The organism is Mesorhizobium sp. LNJC394B00 (genome assembly GCF_000502555.1).
Lineage (GTDB): Bacteria > Pseudomonadota > Alphaproteobacteria > Rhizobiales > Rhizobiaceae > Mesorhizobium.
In genome coordinates, this window is the sequence record NZ_AYWH01000001.1 from 705,384 (window position 1) to 726,981 (window position 21,598).

Annotated in this window: 20 protein-coding genes; 9 read left to right on the forward strand and 11 right to left on the reverse strand. The window is 65.4% G+C overall.

What is annotated here, in order from left to right; all coding sequences use genetic code 11:
* Positions 1 to 118 precede the first annotated feature (118 nt).
* The 5 genes from X751_RS160060 (at position 119) to X751_RS160040 (ending at position 5,906) form a co-directional block, all read left to right on the forward strand.
* On the forward strand, positions 119 to 1,183 hold the full coding sequence (locus X751_RS160060; RefSeq protein WP_023743879.1) for a sugar ABC transporter substrate-binding protein: 1,065 nt from the start codon (positions 119 to 121) through the stop codon (positions 1,181 to 1,183).
* A gap of 151 nt (positions 1,184 to 1,334) precedes the next feature.
* On the forward strand, positions 1,335 to 2,159 hold the full coding sequence (locus X751_RS160055) for an ATP-binding cassette domain-containing protein (protein WP_023695497.1): 825 nt from the start codon (positions 1,335 to 1,337) through the stop codon (positions 2,157 to 2,159).
* On the forward strand, positions 2,156 to 3,415 hold the full coding sequence (locus tag X751_RS160050) for an ABC transporter permease (RefSeq protein ID WP_023685459.1): 1,260 nt from the start codon (positions 2,156 to 2,158) through the stop codon (positions 3,413 to 3,415). The genes X751_RS160055 and X751_RS160050 overlap by 4 nt, the downstream gene beginning before the upstream one ends.
* A 28-nt stretch (positions 3,416 to 3,443) precedes the next feature.
* The gene (locus tag X751_RS160045) at positions 3,444 to 4,172 is read left to right on the forward strand and encodes an SDR family oxidoreductase (protein WP_023743880.1); all 729 of its coding nucleotides are present in this window, start codon (positions 3,444 to 3,446) and stop codon (positions 4,170 to 4,172) included.
* Positions 4,173 to 4,298: 126 nt separating this feature from the next.
* The gene (locus tag X751_RS160040) at positions 4,299 to 5,906 is read left to right on the forward strand and encodes an FGGY-family carbohydrate kinase (RefSeq protein WP_023743881.1); all 1,608 of its coding nucleotides are present in this window, start codon (positions 4,299 to 4,301) and stop codon (positions 5,904 to 5,906) included.
* A gap of 10 nt (positions 5,907 to 5,916) precedes the next feature.
* On the opposite strand, the gene X751_RS160035 is transcribed toward X751_RS160040, so the two are convergent.
* From X751_RS160035 to X751_RS160010, 6 genes are read right to left on the reverse strand one after another with little or no spacing between them, the layout of a single operon-like run.
* Positions 5,917 to 6,846: a phosphatidate cytidylyltransferase gene (locus X751_RS160035; protein ID WP_031246892.1), complete on the reverse strand. Its 930-nt coding sequence runs from the start codon at positions 6,844 to 6,846 to the stop codon at positions 5,917 to 5,919.
* A gap of 39 nt (positions 6,847 to 6,885) precedes the next feature.
* Complete coding sequence (locus X751_RS160030) at positions 6,886 to 7,554, reverse strand: lysophospholipid acyltransferase family protein (protein ID WP_023672504.1); 669 nt, start codon at positions 7,552 to 7,554, stop codon at positions 6,886 to 6,888.
* Positions 7,555 to 7,557: 3 nt separating this feature from the next.
* Positions 7,558 to 7,992, reverse strand: coding sequence for a hypothetical protein (locus tag X751_RS160025; RefSeq protein ID WP_023743883.1), 435 nt, complete (start codon positions 7,990 to 7,992; stop codon positions 7,558 to 7,560).
* Between the two features lie 10 nt (positions 7,993 to 8,002).
* Complete coding sequence (locus X751_RS160020; RefSeq protein WP_023743884.1) at positions 8,003 to 9,358, reverse strand: phosphatase PAP2/dual specificity phosphatase family protein; 1,356 nt, start codon at positions 9,356 to 9,358, stop codon at positions 8,003 to 8,005.
* Positions 9,359 to 9,362: 4 nt separating this feature from the next.
* The gene (locus X751_RS160015; protein WP_023743885.1) at positions 9,363 to 11,147 is read right to left on the reverse strand and encodes a bifunctional alpha/beta hydrolase/class I SAM-dependent methyltransferase; all 1,785 of its coding nucleotides are present in this window, start codon (positions 11,145 to 11,147) and stop codon (positions 9,363 to 9,365) included.
* A 38-nt stretch (positions 11,148 to 11,185) separates the two neighbouring features.
* Positions 11,186 to 11,788, reverse strand: coding sequence for a CDP-alcohol phosphatidyltransferase family protein (locus tag X751_RS160010; protein WP_023743886.1), 603 nt, complete (start codon positions 11,786 to 11,788; stop codon positions 11,186 to 11,188).
* Between the two features lie 239 nt (positions 11,789 to 12,027).
* Here X751_RS160010 and X751_RS160005 point away from each other — a divergent pair, with 239 nt between their 5' ends.
* Genes X751_RS160005 through X751_RS159995 form a run of 3 tightly spaced genes read left to right on the forward strand, consistent with a single transcriptional unit; the run spans position 12,028 to position 14,788 of the window.
* Positions 12,028 to 13,029 carry a sugar phosphate isomerase/epimerase family protein gene (locus X751_RS160005; protein WP_023727033.1) on the forward strand — a complete coding sequence of 334 codons (1,002 nt, stop codon included), beginning with the start codon at positions 12,028 to 12,030 and terminating at the stop codon, positions 13,027 to 13,029.
* The gene (locus X751_RS160000) at positions 13,026 to 13,901 is read left to right on the forward strand and encodes a MurR/RpiR family transcriptional regulator (protein ID WP_023740085.1); all 876 of its coding nucleotides are present in this window, start codon (positions 13,026 to 13,028) and stop codon (positions 13,899 to 13,901) included. Before X751_RS160005 ends, X751_RS160000 begins: the two co-directional genes overlap by 4 nt.
* Positions 13,898 to 14,788 carry a ribokinase gene (locus X751_RS159995; RefSeq protein ID WP_023743887.1) on the forward strand — a complete coding sequence of 297 codons (891 nt, stop codon included), beginning with the start codon at positions 13,898 to 13,900 and terminating at the stop codon, positions 14,786 to 14,788. The genes X751_RS160000 and X751_RS159995 overlap by 4 nt, the downstream gene beginning before the upstream one ends.
* Positions 14,789 to 14,928: 140 nt before the next feature.
* Here the strand turns inward: X751_RS159995 and X751_RS159990 are convergent, their stop codons facing one another.
* A complete protein-coding gene (locus X751_RS159990) occupies positions 14,929 to 15,429 on the reverse strand; it encodes a hypothetical protein (protein WP_245260094.1) in 501 nt (166 codons plus the stop codon).
* Positions 15,430 to 15,524: 95 nt separating this feature from the next.
* Positions 15,525 to 16,472, reverse strand: coding sequence for a LysR family transcriptional regulator (locus X751_RS159985; RefSeq protein WP_023743889.1), 948 nt, complete (start codon positions 16,470 to 16,472; stop codon positions 15,525 to 15,527).
* A 106-nt stretch (positions 16,473 to 16,578) separates the two neighbouring features.
* Between X751_RS159985 and X751_RS159980 the strand changes: the two genes are divergently transcribed.
* Entirely contained in the window at positions 16,579 to 17,589 is a 1,011-nt protein-coding gene (locus X751_RS159980; RefSeq protein ID WP_023688978.1) for an NAD(P)-dependent alcohol dehydrogenase, read from the forward strand.
* A 184-nt stretch (positions 17,590 to 17,773) separates the two neighbouring features.
* Here the strand turns inward: X751_RS159980 and X751_RS159975 are convergent, their stop codons facing one another.
* From X751_RS159975 to X751_RS159965, 3 genes are read right to left on the reverse strand one after another with little or no spacing between them, the layout of a single operon-like run.
* Positions 17,774 to 20,074 carry a xanthine dehydrogenase family protein molybdopterin-binding subunit gene (locus X751_RS159975; RefSeq protein WP_023743890.1) on the reverse strand — a complete coding sequence of 767 codons (2,301 nt, stop codon included), beginning with the start codon at positions 20,072 to 20,074 and terminating at the stop codon, positions 17,774 to 17,776.
* Positions 20,071 to 21,054, reverse strand: a complete 984-nt coding sequence (locus tag X751_RS159970; protein WP_023743891.1) for a xanthine dehydrogenase family protein subunit M — start codon at positions 21,052 to 21,054, stop codon at positions 20,071 to 20,073. The genes X751_RS159975 and X751_RS159970 overlap by 4 nt, the downstream gene beginning before the upstream one ends.
* Positions 21,051 to 21,545: a (2Fe-2S)-binding protein gene (locus tag X751_RS159965; protein ID WP_023672519.1), complete on the reverse strand. Its 495-nt coding sequence runs from the start codon at positions 21,543 to 21,545 to the stop codon at positions 21,051 to 21,053. Before X751_RS159965 ends, X751_RS159970 begins: the two co-directional genes overlap by 4 nt.
* Positions 21,546 to 21,598 lie beyond the last annotated feature (53 nt).

Below are 21,598 nucleotides of genomic sequence, written 5' to 3' on the forward strand. Positions count from 1 at the left end.
TGCGCAGCACGGATCAAGTGCTCCGTTGTTCCTCGCAACAGCCCGACTGCAGTCAAGGCCCGGTGCCATATGGTGTCCAGGGCTTCATGAAACCATTCCTTGAAACGGAGCTATCGAAATGACCAGATTTGCCTGGAAATCGACGGGAGCCATCGCGCTCACTCTTTCTCTTCTTGGCGGCACCGCTGCCTTTGCTGCCCCGGTTACCGACGCCACGATCGCCTTCTTGATGCCCGACCAGGCCTCGACGCGCTACGAGCAGCACGACTATCCCGGCTTCGTCGCCGAGATGAAAAAACTCTGCCCCGGCTGCAAGGTGATCTACCAGAACGCCGATGCCGACGCCTCGCGCCAGCAGCAGCAGTTCAACTCGGTGATCTCGCAAGGCGCCAAGGCGATCGTGCTTGACCCTGTCGACTCGACCGCCGCCGCCTCGCTGGTCAAGCTGGCGCAGAGCCAGGGCGTCAAGGTCATCGCCTATGATCGCCCGATCCCGACTGCACCTGCCGACTTCTACGTCTCGTTCAACAATGAAGGCATCGGCAAGGCCATTGCCGACTCGCTCGTCGAACACCTCAAGGCGCTGAAGGTCGACCCCGCCAGCGGCGGCCTGCTGCAGATCAACGGATCGCCGACCGACGCGGCCGCCGGGCTGATCAAGAAGGGCATCCATTCCAGCCTAGACAACAGCGGCTACAAGATCCTTGCCGAATACGACACGCCGGAATGGGCGCCGCCGAAGGCGCAGCAATGGGCAAGCGGCCAGATCACCCGCTTCTCCACGCAGATCGTCGGCGTCGTTGCGGCCAATGACGGCACCGGTGGTGGCGCCATCGCCGCCTTCAAGGCCGCCGGTGTCGATCCGGTGCCGCCGGTGACCGGCAATGACGCGACGATCGCCGCACTGCAGCTGATCATCGCCGGCGATCAGTACAACACCATCTCCAAGCCGAGCGAGATCGTTGCGGCGGCTGCCGCCAACGTCGCCGTCCAGCTTCTGTCGGGCGAGACGCCGAAGGCCGAAATGACCCTCTACGACACCCCATCGCAGCTGTTCACGCCGGCGGTGGTGACGCAGGAAAACCTAAAGGCCGAGATCATCGACAAGAAGATCAACACCGCCGAAGAGCTCTGCGTCGACCGCTATGCCGAAGGCTGCAAGAAGCTCGGCATCACAAAGTGACAATGCAGGTCGCCCAAAAGTGCGCAGCGGTTTTGGGATAACGACATGCATAAAAGGAGACCTAGAATCCTGATCCTGCTTTCCGGCCGCCCTTGCGGTGGCCGGAAGTTCGCAGTCACTCTTGACCGCCCATCCGGAAAGGTTTGCCACCATGTCTGACATCTCTGACGGACCGGTTTCGGCAGGCGAGCTGGTGCTCAGCCTGCGCGGCATCTCGAAGAATTTCGGCGCCGTTTCGGCGCTCACCGATATCGATCTCGATGTCCATGCCGGCGAGGTGGTGGCGCTGGTCGGCGACAATGGCGCCGGCAAGTCGACGCTGGTCAAGATTCTGGCCGGCGTCCACCAGCCGAGCTCGGGGACCATCAATTTCCGCGGCAGGCAAGTGACGATGCCCGACCCGAGCGCCGCGCTGACGCTCGGCATCGCCACCGTTTTCCAGGATCTGGCGCTGTGCGAAAACCTCGACGTCGTCGCCAACATCTTTCTCGGCAAGGAGCTCAACCCGCTGCGGCTGGACGAGGTGGCGATGGAGATCCGCGCCTGGACGCTGCTCAACGAATTGTCGGCGCGTATTCCAAGCGTCCGCGAGGCGGTCGCCTCGCTGTCCGGCGGCCAGCGCCAGACGGTGGCGATCGCCCGCTCGCTGCTGCTCGACCCCAAGGTCATCCTCCTCGACGAGCCGACCGCCGCGCTTGGCGTCGCCCAGACGGCGGAAGTGCTGAACCTCATCGACCGGGTGCGCGAGCGTGGGCTCGGCGTGCTGATGATCAGTCACAATATGGAGGACGTGCGCGCCGTCGCCGATCGCATCGTGGTGCTCAGGCTCGGCCGCAACAACGGCGTCTTCGAACCCGACGCCTCGAACCAGGAACTGGTCAGCGCCATCACCGGCGCCGCCAACAATGCAGTGTCGCGCCGCGCCGAACGGCGCAAGGCCGCCGAACAAGCGAACAATCAGGAGCAGCGGCCATGAGCGCGGAGCCCAAGCAGGACACCTCCTCATCGACGGCGCTCGACCGCAGCGACGTGCGCGTCAAGCACCAGGCCGGCGTCGGTGGCGCCATCAGCGCCTTCTTCGACCGCGTCCGCTCCGGCGACCTCGGCTCGTTGCCGGTCATCGTCGGCCTGGTCATCATCTGGAGCGTGTTCACCGCCCTCAATCCGGTCTTCGTCTCGTCGAGCAATCTGGTCAATCTCCTGTTCGACTGCTCGACCGTCGGCGTCATCGCGCTCGGCATCGTCTGTGTGCTGATGGTCGGCGAGATCGACCTGTCGGTCGGCTCGATCAGCGGCTTTGCTTCGGCCATGGTCGGCACACTGTGGGTCAACCAGGGCTGGCCGGTGGCGCTCGCCATCCTCGCCGCGATCGCCGTCGGCGGTTTCATCGGCGGGCTCTATGCCTTGCTGTTCAACCGGCTCGGCATGCCAAGCTTCGTCTCGACGCTCGCCGGCCTGCTCGCCGTGCTCGGCCTGCAACTGTATATTCTGGGCTCCACCGGCTCGATCAATCTGCCCTATGGGTCGAACCTGGTGAATTTCGGCCAGTTGCTGGTCATGCCGGACTGGCTGTCCTATGCACTGGCGGCATTGCCCGGCATCGTCATGCTGATCAGCGGCCTGCGCACCGTCAGCCGCCGCCGGGCCGTCAATTTGTCGGCGCCGTCTGTCGGCGGCCTCATCGTGCGCGTCGCCGCCCTGACCATCCTGCTCGAACTGATCGTCGGTTATCTCAACCAGGCGCGCGGCATACCGTGGATGTTCGGCCTGTTCGTCGGCCTGGTGGTGGCGATGAACTATGCGCTGACCCGCACCCAATGGGGGCGCTCGATGACCGCCGTCGGCGGCAACCGCGAAGCGGCGCGCCGGGCCGGCATCAAGGTGCGCTCGATCTACCTCAGCGCCTTCGTCATGTGCTCGATGTTTGCCGCCCTCGGCGGCGTGCTGTCGGCGGCGCGGCTGGCCTCCGCCAGCCAGCAGGCCGGCACCGGCGACGTCAACCTCAACGCCATTGCGGCGGCGGTCATAGGCGGCACCAGCCTGTTTGGCGGCCGTGGCAGCGCCTATTCCGCGCTGCTCGGCATCATCGTCATCCAGTCGATCGCCAGCGGGCTGACCTTGCTCGATCTGTCATCGTCGCTTCGCTACATGATCACCGGCGCCGTTCTGGCAATTGCGGTCATCGTCGACTCCCTGGCACGCCGCTCGCGGGTTTCCCACGGCCGCGCCTGAACGCAACCGCAATCGATACGAGGATAGAATGGCTCAGGATTTGAGTGGAAAGGTCGCGGCGATCACCGGCGCCGCGTCGGGCATAGGCCTGGAATGCGCGAGAGCGCTGATTGCCGCCGGCGTTCGCGTTGTGCTCGTCGACCGCGCCGAAGACGCGCTGAAAAGCGTCTGCACCGAACTCGGTCCCAACGCGATCCCGCTGGTGATCGATCTGATGAAGCCGGCCAGCGTCGCGACGATGATGCCGCAAATCCTGGACAAGGCCGGCCAGCTCGATATCTTCCACGCCAATGCCGGCGCCTATGTCGGCGGCCCGGTGCTCGAAGGCGACCCGGATGCCTGGGACCGCATGCTGAACCTCAACATCAATGCGGTCTTTCGTTCCATCCACGCCGTGCTGCCGCATATGGTCGAACGAAAGACCGGCGACATCATCGTGACGTCCTCGATCGCCGGACTGGTGCCGGTGGTCTGGGAGCCGATCTATACGGCATCCAAGTATGCCGTGCAGGCCTTCGTCCACACGGTGCGCCGGCAGGTCGCCCCGCACGGCCTGCGCGTCGGCGCGGTGCAGCCGGGGCCGGTGGTGACAGCGCTGATCAGCGACTGGCCGAAGGACAAGCTTGAGGATGAACTGGCCAAGGGCGGCCTGATACAACCGGTCGAGGTCGCCGAAGCCGTGCTGTTCATGCTGACTAGGCCGAGAAATGTCACCATCCGGGACCTGGTGATCCTGCCGCAGAGCAATGATTTGTGAGGCAGTAGGCATTAGGCAGTAGGGAATGGGGAGAGGCTCTTGCAACTGGCCGTTCACTGCTGACCATCTCGCCTACTGCCTACTGCCTACTGCCTACTGCCTACTGCCTAACTTCTGAGGTTTCCCATGTCCCACTTCCTCGGCATCGACGTCGGCACTGGCAGTGCCAGGGCGGGGGTGTTCGACAGCAAGGGCACCATGCTTGCCTCGGCGAAGCGCGACATCGCTCTGTTTATCGAGCCCGGCGAAATCGCCGAACAGTCGAGCGAGGACATCTGGCGCGCGGTTTGCGCCAGCGTGCGCGAGGCGGTGACGGAGTCGGGGCTTGCCGGGCGCGACATTGCCGGCATTGGCTTCGACGCCACCTGTTCGCTGGTCGTGGTCGGCCAGGATGGCGCGCCGTTGCCGGCCGGCAGTTCCGGCGACAGCCAGCGCAACATCATCGTCTGGATGGATCACCGCGCGCTCGACCAGGCGCAGCGCATCAATGCCGGCAAGCACGCCGTGCTCGACTATGTCGGCGGCACCATCTCGCCGGAAATGGAAACGCCGAAGCTGCTGTGGCTGCGCGAGAACCTGCCCGCCACCTTCGATGCGGCCGAGCATTTCTTCGACCTGACGGACTATCTGACCTGGCGCTCAACCGGCAGCCTGGCGCGCTCGATCTGCACGCTGACCTGCAAATGGACCTATCTCGGTCATGAGCGGCGCTGGGACGATGCCTATTTCCGTGCCATCGGCCTCGGCGCGCTCGCCGATGAAGGCTTTGCCCGCATCGGCACCGAAATCGTCGAGGGTGGCACGGCACTTGCCCAAGGCCTCACTGAGGCCGCCGCGGCCGATCTCGGCCTGCTGCCGGGAACGCCGGTTGCGGCCGGCCTGATCGATGCCCATGCCGGCGGCGTCGGCACGGTTGGCGGGCAGGGCTCGGTCGGCACCTTGCGGTCGCGCATGGCCTATGTGTTCGGCACTTCGGCCTGCACCATGGCCAGCACCAGCGAGCCGGCCTTCGTGCCCGGCGTCTGGGGTCCGTATTTTTCCTCGATGGTGCCGGGGCTTTGGCTCAATGAAGGCGGGCAATCGGCGGCGGGTGCCGCAATCGACCACCTCGTCGCTTTCCATCCGGCCACGGCTGAGGCATCCGCAAAAGCCAAGGCGGAAGGTCTCGGCCTGACCGCTTGGCTTGGTCAGCAGGCGGCGAAACAGTCCGCCGACCTGTCCGCAGTAGCGCACCTGGCCGATGGACTGCATGTCGTGCCGGAATTCCTCGGCAACCGCTCGCCCGTCGCCGATCCCGAGTCCAAGGCCCTGATCGCCGGGCTTGGCATGGACACGTCCCTCGACAGTCTGGTCGCGCTCTATGTCGCCGGCCTGCTGGGCATCGGCTACGGCGTTCGCCAGATCCTGGCGGCGATGGCCAAAAAAGGCATTGCCATCGACACTATCGTCGTCAGCGGCGGTGCGGCGCAAAGCGAGCTGGTACGTCAGCTTTTGACCGACACCACAGGCCTGACCGTCGCCGGTTCGACCTCGCCCGAACCGGTGCTGCTCGGCTCGGCCATATTGGCTGCGGTGGCGGCGCAAAAATATCCCGATGTGACCGCGGCGATGACCGGCATGTCGCGCATCGGCGACATCTATCGCCCGGCCGGTGGCGACCTCGTGCCCTGGCACGACAAGCGCTTCGCCGCCTTCGAATTGCTGCAGCAGGCAGGCCGCGCCATCCGCGATTGAACGGCTTAGCTCACGTCCAGAAATAGCGGACGATGTGGAAGAACACCGGTGCGGCGAAGACCAGGCTGTCGGCGCGGTCCATCATGCCGCCATGGCCTTCGATGAGGTGGCCCCAGTCCTTGACCCCCTGGTCGCGCTTGATCGCCGACGCCACCAGCCCGCCGAGGAACCCCATCAGGCAGGCGATGAAGGCGACGCCTGCCGCCGCCAGCGGCGAGAACGGCGTCAGGAACGACAGCAGCGCGCCGAGAAGGCTCGATGCCACCAGCCCGCCGACCAGCCCTTCCCAGGTCTTCGAGGGCGAGACGGAGGGCGACAGAAGATGCCTGCCGAACAGCTTGCCGAAAATGTATTGCAGCACGTCGCTGCCTTGCACGGTGATGATCAGGAAGGCGATGAGCAGGAGGTTGCGGCCCTCGAAACCGGGCACGTTGAGGGTCAGCAGCGCCGGCACATGGCTGACGCAGTAGACCGAGATCATGACCGCCCATTGCTGCGCGGACACGCGCTCGAGGAAGCGCTCGGTGTCGCCGTTGAGCGCGGTGACCGCCGGCATCAAGAGGAAGCAGTAGACGGGGATGAAAATGGTGAAGAGCCCGTACCAGGCGGTCCACACCAGCCAGTACTGGAAGGGAATGATGATGCCGAACATGCCGAGCAGCACCCAGTGGTCGCTGCGCCGGCTGTGCGTCAGCGTCACGAACTCGCGCAGCGCGGCAAACGAGATCAGCGCAAACAGGATGGTCATGCCGGTGCGGCCGAAGAAGAAGGCGACGGTGATCGCCAGCACCATCACCCACCAGGCGTTGATGCGCTGGTTCAAGTTGACGAGCGTCGAGGGCAGCGGCTTCGGCGCCCGCCATGAGAGGATACCGGCAATAATGCTCGCCATGGTCAGCACGCAGATCAGGCCGGCCAGCAGGATGACGGTTTCATGCATTGGCGGCAGTGTCATACGAAGTCTCTTTGCCTGGTCATGCTAGTGGTCCCGATCGGGACGCGGGTTGAGCGACAGCAGCGTCTGGCGCGCGCGCTCGAGGAAGGTGCGGCGTTCTTCGCCGGGCGCGATCGCCACCGGCGGACCGAAGACGACGCGGCACAAAAGCGGCACCGGTAGGAACTGGCCCTTGGGCAGCACGCGCGACATGTTCTCGATCCAGCACGGGATGAGTTCCACATCCGGCCGCGCCATCGACAGATTGTAGAGGCCGGAGCGGAACGGCAGCAGATCCGCCTCCGTCGTGTTGCGAGTGCCTTCGGGAAACAGGATCAGCGAGTGGCCGTCGTCGAGCACCGACAGCATGATCGAGATCGGGTGTTGCGTTTCGTCGGTCCACTGCCGGTGGATGAGCACGGACGACAGCATGTCCTGCGCGATGAAGCGGCGCAGCCGCGACTTGCCCCAATATTCGGCCGCCGCGATCGCATGGGTCCGGGCGCGCACCTTCTCACTCAGACAGGCCGACAGCAGGATGAAATCACCATGGCTGGCATGGTTGGCGAAGTAGATGCGCTGCCGCTCCGACGGCTGGCTGCCGTTCCAGATTGGTCTGACGCCGGTTACCACCCAGGCCGCCGCCGACAGGCCGACCGACGTCACCGTCTGCAGCAAGGTGAAGGTGTTGGCGCGCAGGTGAAGTTTTGTCATGGCTCAAACAAATGCTGCGAAAAGGGATGCCGCAGCAGACATGGCGAGCGCCATGCGCTGCCTTGTCAGCAGGCGGCGCGTGCCTGCAATGCGACGGTCAAGCGAGCGGCCGCCGGCAGCGGTGGGCTTCAGGCGCATGCGCGCCAGCACATCGTCGACCGCGGCACCGCCGGCGGCCTCGCTGGCGTGGCTTGCCATCAGCCGGAACAGCAGCGCATCGAACAAAAGCAAGGCCGAAAGAGCCAGCGTGGCCACGGCGCCCGCCGCCGCGACCAGCCAGGCCGCCGCGGACAGCGCTGTCGTCTGCGGTCCGGCCACCAGGCCGATGACCGGCGCTGCCATCACAGCCGCGACCACCAGCAGGATCGGCCACACCGCCTGCACCATCAGCCCGGCGGCGAATATTTCGGCCTTCTCGGGAAAATTGTCGCCACTCATGCCGGCCAACTCATGTCGGTTCTTCCAGCCCCGGTTCATCCAGCCCGATCTGAAGGTGCACGGGCCTGCCCGACGCGGCGAGTTTCTTGCGCGCCTGTGCAGCTGTGTACGAGCGCCCCGTCACCACCAGCCAGTCGGCGACGATGGCCGCACTGCGCTGGAAGCCGAGCGCGCAGCAGACCAGGACGGTGCCGCGCCGGCGCGCCAGCTCGATCGCCGCCACCGCTCGCTCCAGCCTGTCGTGAGGCGGCGCCACGAGGTCGAGCATCGCGTAGCTGATCCAGCGGCAGGTCACGCCGCGCGGCCGTTCCATCTCGCCGGCAAGGTCGATCACTGTGCCGAAGCGGTTGGCCTCGTCGGCACTCGGAAACCGGCCGAGGAAAACACCGTCGGTGATCTCCACTTGCGGCGCCAGTTGGCGGGTCCATACCCACACATTGATCCGGGCGCCAAGCCGGTAGGGCAGGAGCAGGATACGGTTGGCCAGTGAGACGCTACCATGGGCTGCCTTCTGGAACACTTTGGCGCCGGCCCCAGCATAGCCGAAGGCGACGATGGCCAGCGCCAATGCCGGCCACAACAGGATGAGAAAATCGGCGGAGACCAACGCGCCCTCGGCAGCGCCGGCCAGGGCAAGGGCCGCCCCCAGCCCGTAATAACCCGCCAGCCGCCGCGCCCTTGGGTCGGCGGTCAACCGAAAACCCCAGAATGGCAGCTCGCCCTTGGACGGAAACAGCCACAGCGCAAACAGGCCGAGCAGGGCGCCGGTCGGAATGTCGATGAAATGATGCTGCCAGGTCGTCAGCACCGAGGCGCCGATGAGAAAACACCAGACGTGCCAGACCGGGCGGAGAATGCCGCCGAGACGGGGACGTGCCAGAACGTGACGCCAATGGTCCCAGATGATCACCAGGAGTGCGATGTGCAGGGATGGCGCCTGGTTGAACGGCTTGTCGAAACCACCGAGCACCGCAAACAGGAAACCCGGCAGGCCGGTGGTTTCCGGCCGCACGAAGGTCGCCGTCAGCGGGAACGCGATGAAGCAGGCGACGGCAATGATCTGCGCCGAGAGATAGCGGCCGGCGAGCCGGTCGACGCCGCGCCTGGTCGTGTTGAGCAGCAGCGACAGGCCGTAGAACAGATTGATAGACCAGTAGGGCACGATCGTCCAGGCGACGAACGGGATGGCGTGTTCCCAGGCAAACACGATGCTGCCGACATGGTCGCGCCGCGACGCCAGCCAGTTGGCAAAGCCATAGGTCGAATAGAAGAATGGCGCCAGCAGCGCCAGCCAAAGGGCTGCCCTCAGCACGATGCCCAAATAGGGTTCCCGCGCCGGGGCAGGGTCAGTGACAGGCAGGGCCATGGTCTCAGACGCGCCGTGCGACCGAGACGGTGAAGATGCCCCATTGGTCGATGCGCTGGTCGATCTTTGCGAAACCGGCAGCCGTCACCAACTGGTCCATCTCGCCTTGCGTGCGCCGCCGCATCACCCAGGCCTGGCCGCCGCGATGCGAGGTCAGGCTGCGCGCGATCATCTCCAGCTGCGGATGCCATGGCTGATTGGTGTAGACGAGCAGGCTGCCGGACTGCATGGCGCTCGCCAGCCCGCCGAGCGAGCGGGAAATCATCGTATTGTCGGCGAACAATTCGTAAAGTCCGGAGACGATGGCGAGGTCCGGCGCCGGGGTCAACCCAGCCAGCATGTCGGCATCGAAGGCGTCGGCCTGATGGAAGGTAACGCTGGTCGGCAGACGCCGCTCGGCGATCAGCTTCGAGCCGAGCCCGACATTGAGTTCGGAATAATCCTGCAGCCGCACGCTTGCCGGCGGTTCAGTGCATTTTGCGACGGCATCGAGCACATAACGGCCGTGACCGGCGGCGATGTCGAGCATGTGGACGGGACGGCCGGCTGCCTTCAGGCTGGCGGCGGCGTTGCCGATCAGCTCTTCCAGATGCAGCTTGCGCTGGCGGATGCCGCGCCAGCCGATGGCGTCGAGGAAGGTGCGGTCTATCATGCGGCCGATGAAGCCGATGCCGCGCGCGTCGTTCTCGTAGACATAGTCGAGCGTCGAGCCGGAATCGAAGCCGGTGGCGATGCCGGTCTTCATGCCCGAAGACAGCCAGGCGCCGATGCGGATCGAGGCGCGGCTTATCGCCCAGTAGATACCCTTTGGCGACAGCAGCGCCAGCGGCGAGGCCAGCCTCTCGGCCTCGTCGCGGGTGTAGCCGGCGCGGTCGGCCTGAAGCAAGTCGATGGTTTTCTCCGGCGTTGCAAATTGCTTTTCGAGGAATGGCCGGATCAGGTCCAGCGCCTGCTTGCGATCGCGCTCGCCCAGCGTGTCGTGGAAGAAGCCGGGCAGCACATGCCGCTCCTTGGCGCTGCTGCCGAGATTGACGAAGAACTCGTGCTGCGGTCCATGCCGCACCACCCAATCGCTGCCGGAGATCAAGAGCTGCGTCGGCACGGTGATGGCGCGCGCGTCCGAGACGATGCGGGCAGCGTGGTCGTAAAGCTTGACCAGGATGTTGGAGGCGATCGGTCGCGTGATCAGCGGATCGGCGTCGAAGGAAGCGATGCGCTCGGCATCATGCGTCAGGAACTTCGCCTTGACGTAGGAATTGACGAAGAAGCGGCCCTTGAGCTTCTGCCACAGCGCAATGCCCTCCTTGGCGAAGGGCACGTAGAGCTTGACCGAAAAGGCCGGTGAAGCCACCACCAGCGCGCGGATGTCGGGCGCATAGTCATGCACCCAGGCAGCGGCCAGCACGGCGCCGAAGGACTGCGCGATCAGCGCGATGTCGCGCTGGCCAAAACCATCCCGGCCGATCTCACGCACCAGGCAGTCGATGTCACGAACCAGGGCGGCAAAGGATGGCGCATAGCCGCGCTCGCCGGCCGAGCGGCCATTGCCGCGCGCGTCCCAGGCGTAGAAGGCATGGTCGGGCATGGCGAGTTCGTCGACCAGATGCGCCATGCGGCCGCCATGCTCGTGGCCGCGATGGAACAGAAGGATCGCACCCTTTGGCGTCGACCCGGCGGCCGGCCAGTAGCGGTAGAAGATCTCGGTGCCGTCATGGCTCTTGAACGTGCGCTCCTGCGCGATGCGCTCGAGGCTTGCCGGTGCTCCGGCTGCAATGGTCTGGTGGATCATGGTTTCCCTCTGGCGGTCGGGTGCCTGACGCTTTGGCATCATGCGCCGCCCGCTCTAAGGCCGCCGCGTATCCGGTTGATGGCGGTTACGACTGACAGTGTAGCCATGACCGGAAACACAAAGGGCACAATCGCTTGGAACCACAGGCCGCAGGCGATGAGGAAGGCGATGACGCCGAGCACCAGGGCTCGGTCGCTCTTGCCGAACGGCCCGGCATAGTTGCGCCCGCTGCCTGCGGCAACGCCAAGCACGCCGGCGAACTCGACAAGCATGGCGGTAATAGCGAAGGCGACGACACCCCAGGCCGGGAACAAGGTGGCAAAGGCCAGGATCAGCGCCAGGTCCGAGACGACGTCGCAGAGTTCGTTGAGATACATGCCGAGTTTCGATGCTTGCCCATGTTCCCTGGCCAGCATCCCATCAACGGCGTTGAGCGCCATGCGCACGAACAGCACCACCGGCATCAACAGGAACACCAGGGGATGGAAGGCAAAGGCAGTGACCACCAGGCCTGTGGCGATGGAGAGCGCGGCGGCGAGAAGCGTGATCTGGTTGGCGGTGACGCCGGCATCGGCCAGCCGGTCGGCCAGCGGCCGCAGCCTGGCCTGAAAGGCCGGTTTCAGTTGATAAAGCGTTGGCATGTGCGATCCCCCCAACCGCGGCTCATGACAGTGTCGGCGAGATTGGTCAATCGGCAGGCAGGGCGCAAGGGCTCGCACCAGCATCCGCACCGTTGCGGGACTCGAAACTCCCGGCATGGATGCAGAGGCGCAGCCGAAGATCCCGGCCAAGCAGGATGCTGCGCGCTACAAACCGCCTCGCAAATGAGAACTTTACAAATATTCGTATTTATGTGAAGTAAATCACTGAAAGGTCGATCATGACAAACAGTCGCTTCGCCACCCGCCTGAATTCCTTCGCCTCGCGGCCGCAAGCCGAATGGCCTGATCTCACCGGCAAGCCGTCCATGCTGCAGATGGCCACTCGCGCCGCCAAGGTCGACGGGTTGACCGATCTTGATCTTAATTTCCCCGACCATGTCAGTGAAAAGCCGGCTGAAATCGCCCGAAAGCTCGGCGGCCTCGGGCTTTCCATCAATGGCTTTGCCATGCGTTACTACTCCAATCCGGCCTTCAAGCTCGGCGCCTTCACCAATCCGGACCCGGCGGTGCGCCGCGAAGCCATCGACCTGACCAAGGCCGGTATCGATGCGGTGCGCGCGGCCGGCGCCAGTCTGATGACCCTGTGGCTTGGCCAGGATGGCTTCGACTACGCCTTCCAGGCTGACTATGCGACGCTCTGGCAGCACGAAATCGATGGGGTTCGTGAAGTTGCCGCGCATGACCCTGGCTGCCAGATCAGCCTGGAGTACAAGCCTAACGAACCGCGCTCCTACTCGCTGATGCCGGATGCCGCGACCACCTTGCTGGCGATCCGCGAGGTCGGCCTACCCAATCTGGGCGTCACGCTTGATTTCGCCCATGTGCTCTATGCCGACGAACAGCCGGCCTTCGCCGCGGCGCTGATCGCTCGCCACAGCAAGCTGCTCGGCGTCCATCTCAACGATGGCTATGCCAAGCGCGACGACGGCCTGATGGTCGGCGCGGTGCACACGCTGCAGACCATCGAACTGCTGCGCCAGATCCGCCGCGACGGCTATGCCGGCGCCATCTACTTCGACACCTTCCCCGACATGACCGGGCTCGATCCGGTGCGCGAATGCGAAGTCAACATCGCCACCGTCAAGCGCCTGCTGTGCGTTGTCGACCGGCTGGAGAAGGATAACCGCCTGTCCGCCGCCATGGACAGCCAGGACGCCGTGACGTCGCAGGCTATCGTCCAGGAAGCCATGCTCGGGCCGGAGACGAGGGGACGTGGATGACGTTGAGCAATCTCGATCTGAAAGCCGTGGGGCCGCGCATCCGCATGATGATGCCGCATCTCACCCCGCTTGAGGCCAAGGTGGTGGAAACCGTCTTCGGCCGGCGCGGTTTCGACCAGACCATTCCGCTCAAGCAGATCGCCGAGGAGGCCGGCGTGTCCGAGGCGATGGTGGTCAAGATCGCCAAGAAACTCGGCTTCTCCGGCTACCGCGACTTCCGCACCGCCGTCTATGAATACAGCCGCCTCCCGACCGCCGAGATGCACCAGGAACTGTCGGTCGACGACAGCTCGGCCGAGATCGTGCAGAAAGTGTTCCGCACCTCGATCCAGGCGCTGGAGGAGACGCTCGCGATCCTCGACATGGACGATTTCGACCGTGCTGCCGATCTGCTCTACCGCGCCAGGAACCGCGATTTTTATGGCGTCGGCGGCTCCGCCCAGATTGCTCGCGACGTCTCGCACAAATTCCTGCGCATCGGCATCCGCGCATCGGTCTATGACGACTCGCACATGATGCTGATGTCGGCCTCGCTCCTCTGCGCCGACGACATCGCCGTCGGCTTCTCGCATTCCGGCAACACGTCGGCCGTCATCGACGCCATCCATCTTGCCCGCAAGAGCGGCGCCCGCACGCTGGCCATCACCAACTACGACAACTCGCCGCTGGCCCGGATTGCCGACATCGTGCTGTGCTCGACCGCGCAAGGCTCGCCGCTGATGGGCGAAAACGCAGCGGCGCGCATCGCGCAACTCAACATCCTCGACGCTTTGTTCGTGGCGGTGGCGCAGCGCGACTACCAGGCGGCGGAGCGCAATCTCGGCCGCACCATGTCGGCGGTCACCTCGAAACGAAAAGACCGGGGCACATGACGGTTCCGCTGGTCACCGTCTTCGGCAGCCTGCACTACGACATCATGGTCGACGCGCCCGACCGTCCGCGCAAGGGCGAGACTGTGGCCGGCCATGCCTGGCAGCCGAAATGCGGCGGCAAGGGCGGCAACCAGGCGGTCTCGGCGGCACGCGCCGGCGTGCGTGCGGCGATGATCGGCGCCGTCGGCGACGACGATTTCGGCACGGCGCTGCTGGCCAATCTCGATCGCGCCGGCGTTGATCGCCGCTTCGTGCGCGTGGCGGCAGGCGCACGCTCCGGCATCAGCGTGGCGATCTTCGACAGCGATGGCGACTATGGTGCGGTGATCGTCTCCGGCAGCAATCTCACCCTGGGCAGTGATGACATCGCGGCTGCGGGCGAGGTGGTGGTACAGACGGCAGTGCTGTTGCTGCAAAACGAAGTGCCCGACGCCGCAAACATCGCTGCCGCGCGCGCGGTGAAGGCATCCGGCGGCCGCGTCGTGCTCAACGCCGCACCGGCGCGAACACTGTCGGCCGAATTGACCGCGCTGATAGACATCGTCATCGTCAACGCCATCGAAGCGGAATTTTTGGCCGGCGTTCCGGTCGTCGATACGCTCGCCGGCGCAACCGAAGCCGCGCGGCGGCTGATCGATACCTACCCCTCGGCGATCGTCACCGCCGGCGGCGAAGGCGTCGCCTATTGCGACCGGATCGGCGCGGCCTTCGCGCTGGCGGCCATTCCGGTAAAAGTCGTCAGCACCCATGGCGCCGGCGACGAATTCGTCGGCGCCTTCGCGGCAGGCCTCGCCCGTGGCCATCCGATGGAAGCGGCGATCGCCACGGCCAATGCCGCCGCCGCCTCGCTGGTGGCGACACCGGAGGGAAAGCGCAGCTCGCGTTGAAAACTCAGGCCGCATATTGCCGCCTCCAAACCCGTGCCCCCGTCGATGAGCGAAACGGCAAACCGGGCGCGGCGAGAACCTGCTTGGCTTTGCCCTGATGGAGGCGCGGGACCAAGCTGCGTGGTCGAAAGTAGGGAGCTTCAGTCCGCTTCGCCGGCCGAACTTTTGCCGCACTGCGCCAGCACCTTACCGATCGCAGCGCTCGAGCCCGTCAGCGGAAAGCTGTTCTCGCCATATTTGTCGGCCGTAACCGTGACGTCGCCCTTGCTGCGCAACAGGCCGAGCAGTGGATCGTCTTTGCTCAGCTCAGCCGTGAAGTAATTATACATGGCCTCGAGGTCGAGCTTTTTGGTCACGCTCTTGTCACCGCCCTTGAAGGTGAAGGAAGCGCTGATGCCGGGTTCCAGCTGCTGGCCGGCCGCACCCAGATCGTAGCTCAGCACCGGCTTGTCGAAACAGACGAGCATCAGATGCGCATCGGCCTTCGGTCCGCCGCACACCGAAGCCGTCAGCACGCTGCCGCCTTCGTCTTCTTCCATCTTGGCGCTCCAGTTGCAGGACGCGGCAAAAGCCGGCTGCGCGGCTTGCAGCGCGGCCAGAACGGAACCTGCCATCATGAACTTCGCCAATGCACTTTGCATGATCCCCTCCCAAGCTACATTCAACGAGATCATACAGGACAAAAGGCCTGGTGACAGCGGCATATGCCGTCTTAGCCCCCGGCGCGCCCCATTGATCAAGCCTTTGAGACCGGCCTCGACGTCCAGGGCGGCTCCGGCGCGAAGCGCTTGCCGATCCACTCGGCGAAGGCGCGTGTCTTGGCGGCTTGTCCCTTGGCCGAGGGCATGACGACATAGACCGCGCCTTCGTCGGCCAGCGTCCAGTCCGCCAGCACCGGCACCAGCCGTCCGTCGGCGAGTTCGCGTCCGACAAGCCAGTCGGTGCTCATCATCAGGCCGAGGCCTTGCACCGCGGCTTCGACCAGCACCTCGGCATCGTCGCACACCATCGGCCCCGAGACGTCGACGTTGACGCGGCGTCCCGAACTGTCGGTCATCTCCCAGGTTGGAAAGGTCTGGAAGCCGGAGAAGCCGAGGCAGGCGTGTTCTGTGAGCGCTTCCGGCGCTTCCGGCGTGCCCCGGCGGGCGAGGTAGGAGGGAGCAGCGCACAGCAACCGCCGCCGTGTCGCGATCTTGCGCGCCACCAGGCGCGAGTCCTCCAGCGCGCCGAGACGGACGGCGACATCGAAGTTCTCTGCAACGAGATCGACTAACCGGTTGGAGAACTCGGCCTCGATGCTGACATCCGGGAACGTCGCTAGAAATTGCGGCAGCAGCGGCCCGATCCACATACGGCCAAAGGTTCCCGGCAGCGCCAGCCGCAGCAAGCCGCGCGGCGTCCCGCTGGCATGCGCGGAAGCAGCAGCCTCGGCTTCGTCTACCGAGGCCAGGATGGCGCGGACGCGTATCAGGAACTCCGCTCCCGCCTCCGTCAACGATACGCTTCGGGTGGTCCGGTGCAGCAGCCGCACGCCGAGCCGCTGCTCCAGCGATTGCAGGCGGCGTGACAGAACCGTCGAGTCGCGCCCGACGCGCAACGCTGCCTTGGTGAAGGAGCGCGCTTCGGTGATGGCCGCAAAGGCGGCCATTTCGGCAAGGCTGGCGGGGTCGTGTGATTGCTGCATAAAGCACAGGACTCAAATGTAAAAATTCCGGATTATCTGCTTGTAGCGCAGCAGATAGCTTCACTCAATCCTGACGATTGACCCCTTAAACAGGAATGCGTGAGCCATGAAAGCCATCGAACTGACCGCCGCCAAGCTGGACGCCTTTCGCGCCACCACCATTGCCACGCCTGAACCGCAGCGCGGCGAAGTGCTGATCCGCCAGCGCGCCGCGAGCCTGAATTTCGTCGATGTGGCGGTGGCCAGCGGCAATTATCGTGTGCCCGGCTTTCCGCTCATTCCCGTCGCCGACGGCGCCGGCGAGATCGTCGCGCTGGGGGAGGGCGTTACGGATTTCGCCGTCGGCGATCGCGTCGTTGCCCATGCCAAGCCGCGCTGGATCGGCGGTCCGCCCCGGCCTAACGAGATGACGCAGATGCGCGGAATTTCGCTGCCGGGGTCGCTCGCCGAATATGTCGCGCTGCCGGCCAACTCGCTCGTGCCGGTACCGGCTCGTCTCTCTTTCGAGGCGGCGTCGACCCTGCCGATCGCCGCGACCACCGCCTGGAACGCCGTCCGCGCCGCCGATGTCGGGCCGGGCTCGGTCGTCGTGCTGCTCGGCACCGGCGGCGTCTCCATCTTCACCCTTCAGCTGGCGAAAGCCGCCGGCGCAACCGTCATCATCACTTCTTCGTCGGACGAGAAGCTGGAGCGGGCGAAGGCACTCGGCGCCGATCATCTCATCAACTACCGCGCGACGCCCGACTGGGACGGCAAGGTGCTGGAACTGACCGGCGGCCTCGGCGCCGACCTCGTCGTCGAGACCGCCGGCACCGCCACCTTCGCCCGCGCCGTCAACGCCACCGCGCCTGGCGGCACGCTGTTCACCATCGGTTTCGTCACCGGCGCCGAGGCCACGGTCGACCTGCTGCCGATCATCATCAAGGCACTGAAGGTGGTCGGCAACAACACCGGGTCGGTATCTGACCTTCGCGCAGCCGTCCGCGCCATCGCCGCCGCCCGCATCGACCCGGTCGTCGACAAGGTGTTCAGCCAGGAGCAGGCGGCCGAAGCCTACGCGCACATGGCGGCAGGCGGGCAGCATTTCGGCAAGCTTGCGTTCAAGCTCGACTGGTAGCCGAGGCGCGCGAGCTGCCAATCTCCCCCCTTGAGGGGGAGATGCCCGGCAGGGCTGAGGGGGTCGGTCCGACCGGGCTCGACCTACTGCGGCGGAAGGAGGTTGGCGCTCTACGAGAGGCGACCCCCTCTGTCGCCTTCGGCGACATCTCCCCCTCAAGGGGGGAGATTACGCACGCCGCTTCCTAGATCAACTTCTCAAGCGTGATCGGGAGGTCGCGTATCCTTTTTCCAGTTGCGTGGAACACCGCGTTGGCGATCGCCGGCGCTACGCCGACGATGGCGAGTTCGCCCACACCCTTGCCGCCGAGCACAGAGGAGTGCAGGTCGGGAATGCCGACCGAGATGACCTCGATATCGGGGATGTCGGCATTGGTCGGCACCAGATAGTCGCCGAGATTGTTGTTGACGATGCGGCCATGCCTGCGGTCGACAATGCCTTCTTCAAGCAGCGCCTGGCCGATGCCCATGATGATGCCGCCCTTCCACTGGCTCTCCGCGAGTTTCGGGTTGTAGAGCCGGCCGGAATCCAGCGCCGACACCACGCGCGACACGCGCACGGTGCCGAAATCCTCGTCGACGCGCACCTCGATGAAATGCGCGCACCAGGAGTGGCGCGAATAGTCGCCCTCGGTGTGCGGCAGTGCCGCCGCGATGGTGGTGTAGTTCTTGTAGCGATCCTCGGCGGTCGAGTTCGCCGGCATGGTGTCGCCGGTGGCCTCGATGCGGTCGCGGCCGACGCTGGCCAGCAGGTCGGCGATCGAGACATCGGGACCATCGCCGCGCGGCGACCTGATGCGGCCATTGGCGACGACCAGCGTGTTGGCCTGCAGCGCGTGGAAGGGCGAGCGCGGATCGCTGATCGCCAGTCCGACAAGCTGATCGAGCGCCGATGTCGCCGCCTTGTAGACCGCGCCCGTCATCACGCCGGCCAGCCGCGACCCGCCGGCCACGCCGGCGCGGGGATACCGGGAATCGCCGAGCTTCACGACGACATGGTCGGCCGCCACGCCGACCGTTTCGGCCGCCGTCTGCGCCAGGATCGTGTACGTGCCTTGGCCCATGTCGATCGAGGAGCTTTCGACCTCGACCGAGCCGTTGGCAAGGATACGCACGATGGCCTCGCCATAAGCGCGCCGCACCGGATAGGTGCCGGCGGCGACGCCCCAGCCGATCAGCTGGTTGCCGTCGCGCATCGAACGCGGTTTGGACGTGCGCTGGGCCCAGCCGAAGCGTTCGGCGCCAGCCGCGAAAGCCTCGCGCAACTGCCGCGTCGACCAAGCCTTTTTTGCGTGCGGATCCTGCTCGGCGTAATTCCTCAGCCGGATCTCCAGCGGATCGATGCCGACCTCGTAGGCGAGCTCGTCAATGGCGCTTTCGATGCCGAAGGCGCTAGGGTTTTCGCCCGGCGCGCGCATGGCGCCGGGCACCACCGAATTCACCCGCACGACATTCTGCTTCGAGGAGAAGTTGGGCGTCGCATACATGATCGAGGTGACCACGCCCAAAGGCTCGACCCACATTCCGTCTATGGATGTTTCGTTGACGCCGCGATGCACGATCGACTGGATCTTTCCGTCACGGTCGGCGCCGATCGTCACCGTCTGGCGCGTCGCGGCGCGGCCGCCATAGCCGGTAAAAGTCTGCGGCCGCGTCATGACCACCCTCGCGGGCCGTCCCAGCATTTTTGCTGCGGCAGCCGCCACCGCGCCATGGCCGAGCGCCAATGCCTTGGAGCCGAAGCCGCCACCGATATAAGGCGAGACCAGCCGTACATTTTCGAACGGCACGCCGAACCATTCGGCATAGGTGCGGGCCATGCCGTCGAGCCACTGGCTCGGTTCCCACACGGTCAGCCGGTCGCCCTCCCAGCGCGCGATGAGGCCATGCGGCTCCATCGGCGCCTGGTATTCGCGCGGCGTGTTATAGGCGCCGCAGACGCGCACCGGAGCAGCGGCGAAAGCGGCCTGCGCATCGCCCCATTCCTTGGTCATGGCGGCGATCGGAATGCCGTCGCCGGCCTTGGCGTCGCTGAGGTCGACGATGGCCGGCGTCTCGTCATAGCTGACCTTGACCATCGCCGCTGCCGCGACGGCCTGCTCGAAAGTCTCCGCGATGACCGCGGCGACATGCTGGCCCGAAAAGGTGATGTCGCGCGCCAGCGGGCAGTAGGGTTTGTCCGGCGGCGGTGTGCCGAACCAGTCCGATGCGGTCCGCAGGCTCATGATGGTATCGGGCGTCAGCACCTTGAGCACGCCAGAGGCCGCCTCGGCAGCTGACGTGTCGATCGAGCGCACCTTGCCTGATGCGATCGTGCTTTCGACCAGGACGCCGTAGGTTAGCCCGTCGAGCTGCTGCTCGACGGCATATTTTGCCGCACCGGTAATCTTGGCCGGGCCGTCGACGCGCGACAGCCGCCCGCCAACCTGATCGGCAGTGCCGTCCGAAGCGTCGCCGTGCCGTGTCCTGGGGTCGTGAATGGTCATGCCATGGCTCCCGTCTTGAGGATGGCGCGGGCGACGACGCGCGGCGCCAGTTCGATCTTGTAGTGGTTGGCGCCGTGGCCGATGGCCCCTTCCACGGCGAGCAAGCTGGCTGCCCGCACCCTGTCTTCGCTGAGCACCTTGCCCTTCAACGCCGCTTCCACGGCGTGCGCCCGCCACGGCTTCGTCGCGACGCCGCCCAGCGCGACGCGCAGGTCGCGAATGGTGCGGCCATCGGCTTCGAAGTCGATGCCGACTGCGGCACTTGCAGCCGCGAACTCATACGACTGCCGGTCGCGGATCTTGAGATAGGTCGAACGCCGGGCCGTGCCGGAAGCCGGTATGCTGATGGCGGTGATCATCTCGCCCGGTTGGATGGCATGTTCCCTGTCGGGCGTGGCGCCGGGCAGGAGAAAGAAGTCGTCGACGGCAACCTGGCGTTCGCCAAGATGAACCACGGCATCGAAGGCGACCAGCGCGGTGGCGAGGTCACCGGGATACATGGCGATGCAGGCGTCGCTGGTGCCGAGCACGGCATGGCCGCGGGTGACGCCGCCGATCGCCGAGCAGCCGGTGCCGGGCGAGCGCTTGTTGCAGGCGGAAAAATTCGCGGGATCGCGGAAATAGGGGCAGCGCGTGCGCTGCATCAGATTGCCGCCGATGGTCGCCATGTTGCGCAGTTGCGCGGAAGCCGCCTGCCACAGCGCTTCGGAGACCGCGGGAAAGCGGCTCTTGATCTCGGCATGGTCGGCGACGTGGCTCATCTTGGCCAGCGCGCCGATCATGGCACTGTCAGCGTCGACCTTGATGGCGTCGAGCCCTTTGAGATGGGTGATGTCGACCAGGCTGTCGGGTTCGGCCACGCCGCATTTGGCGAGATCGACCAGCGTCGTGCCACCGGCAAGCAGCATGGCCCCAGGCAGGGCGGCTGCCTGTCGTGCCGCATCGATGCTATCGGCGCGAACGTAGGAAAAATCCCTCATGACGCGACCTCCAGTGCCGCCTGGCGCACGGCGGCAACGATGTGCGGATAGGCGCCGCAGCGGCACAGATTGCCGGCCATGTATTCGCGGATCTCGTCATCCGAGCCGGCATGGCCCTCGCGGATGCAGGCGACCGCCGACATGATCTGTCCCGGCGTGCAGTAGCCGCACTGGAAAGCATCCTGGTCGAGGAAAGCAGCCTGAACCGCGTTGAGCGTGCCGTCATCGCCGGCCAATCCTTCGATGGTGGTGATCTCGCGGCCTTCGACCTGTGCTGCAAGCGTCAGGCAGGACAGCACGCGCTGTCCCTCGACATGCACCGTGCAGGCGCCGCACTGGCCCTGATCGCAACCCTTCTTGGTGCCGGTCAGGTCGAGGCGATCACGCAAGGCGTCAAGCAGCGTGACGCGCGGCTCGACCTGCAGTTCGTGACTGTGTCCGTTGATGGTGAGACGGATTGGGATAGTGGTGGATTTGGTTTGGTCGGTCATGAGGCGTCTGGCTCCAGTTGCTTGACGCTAGGGGATTGAAATGGGCTCGAGTG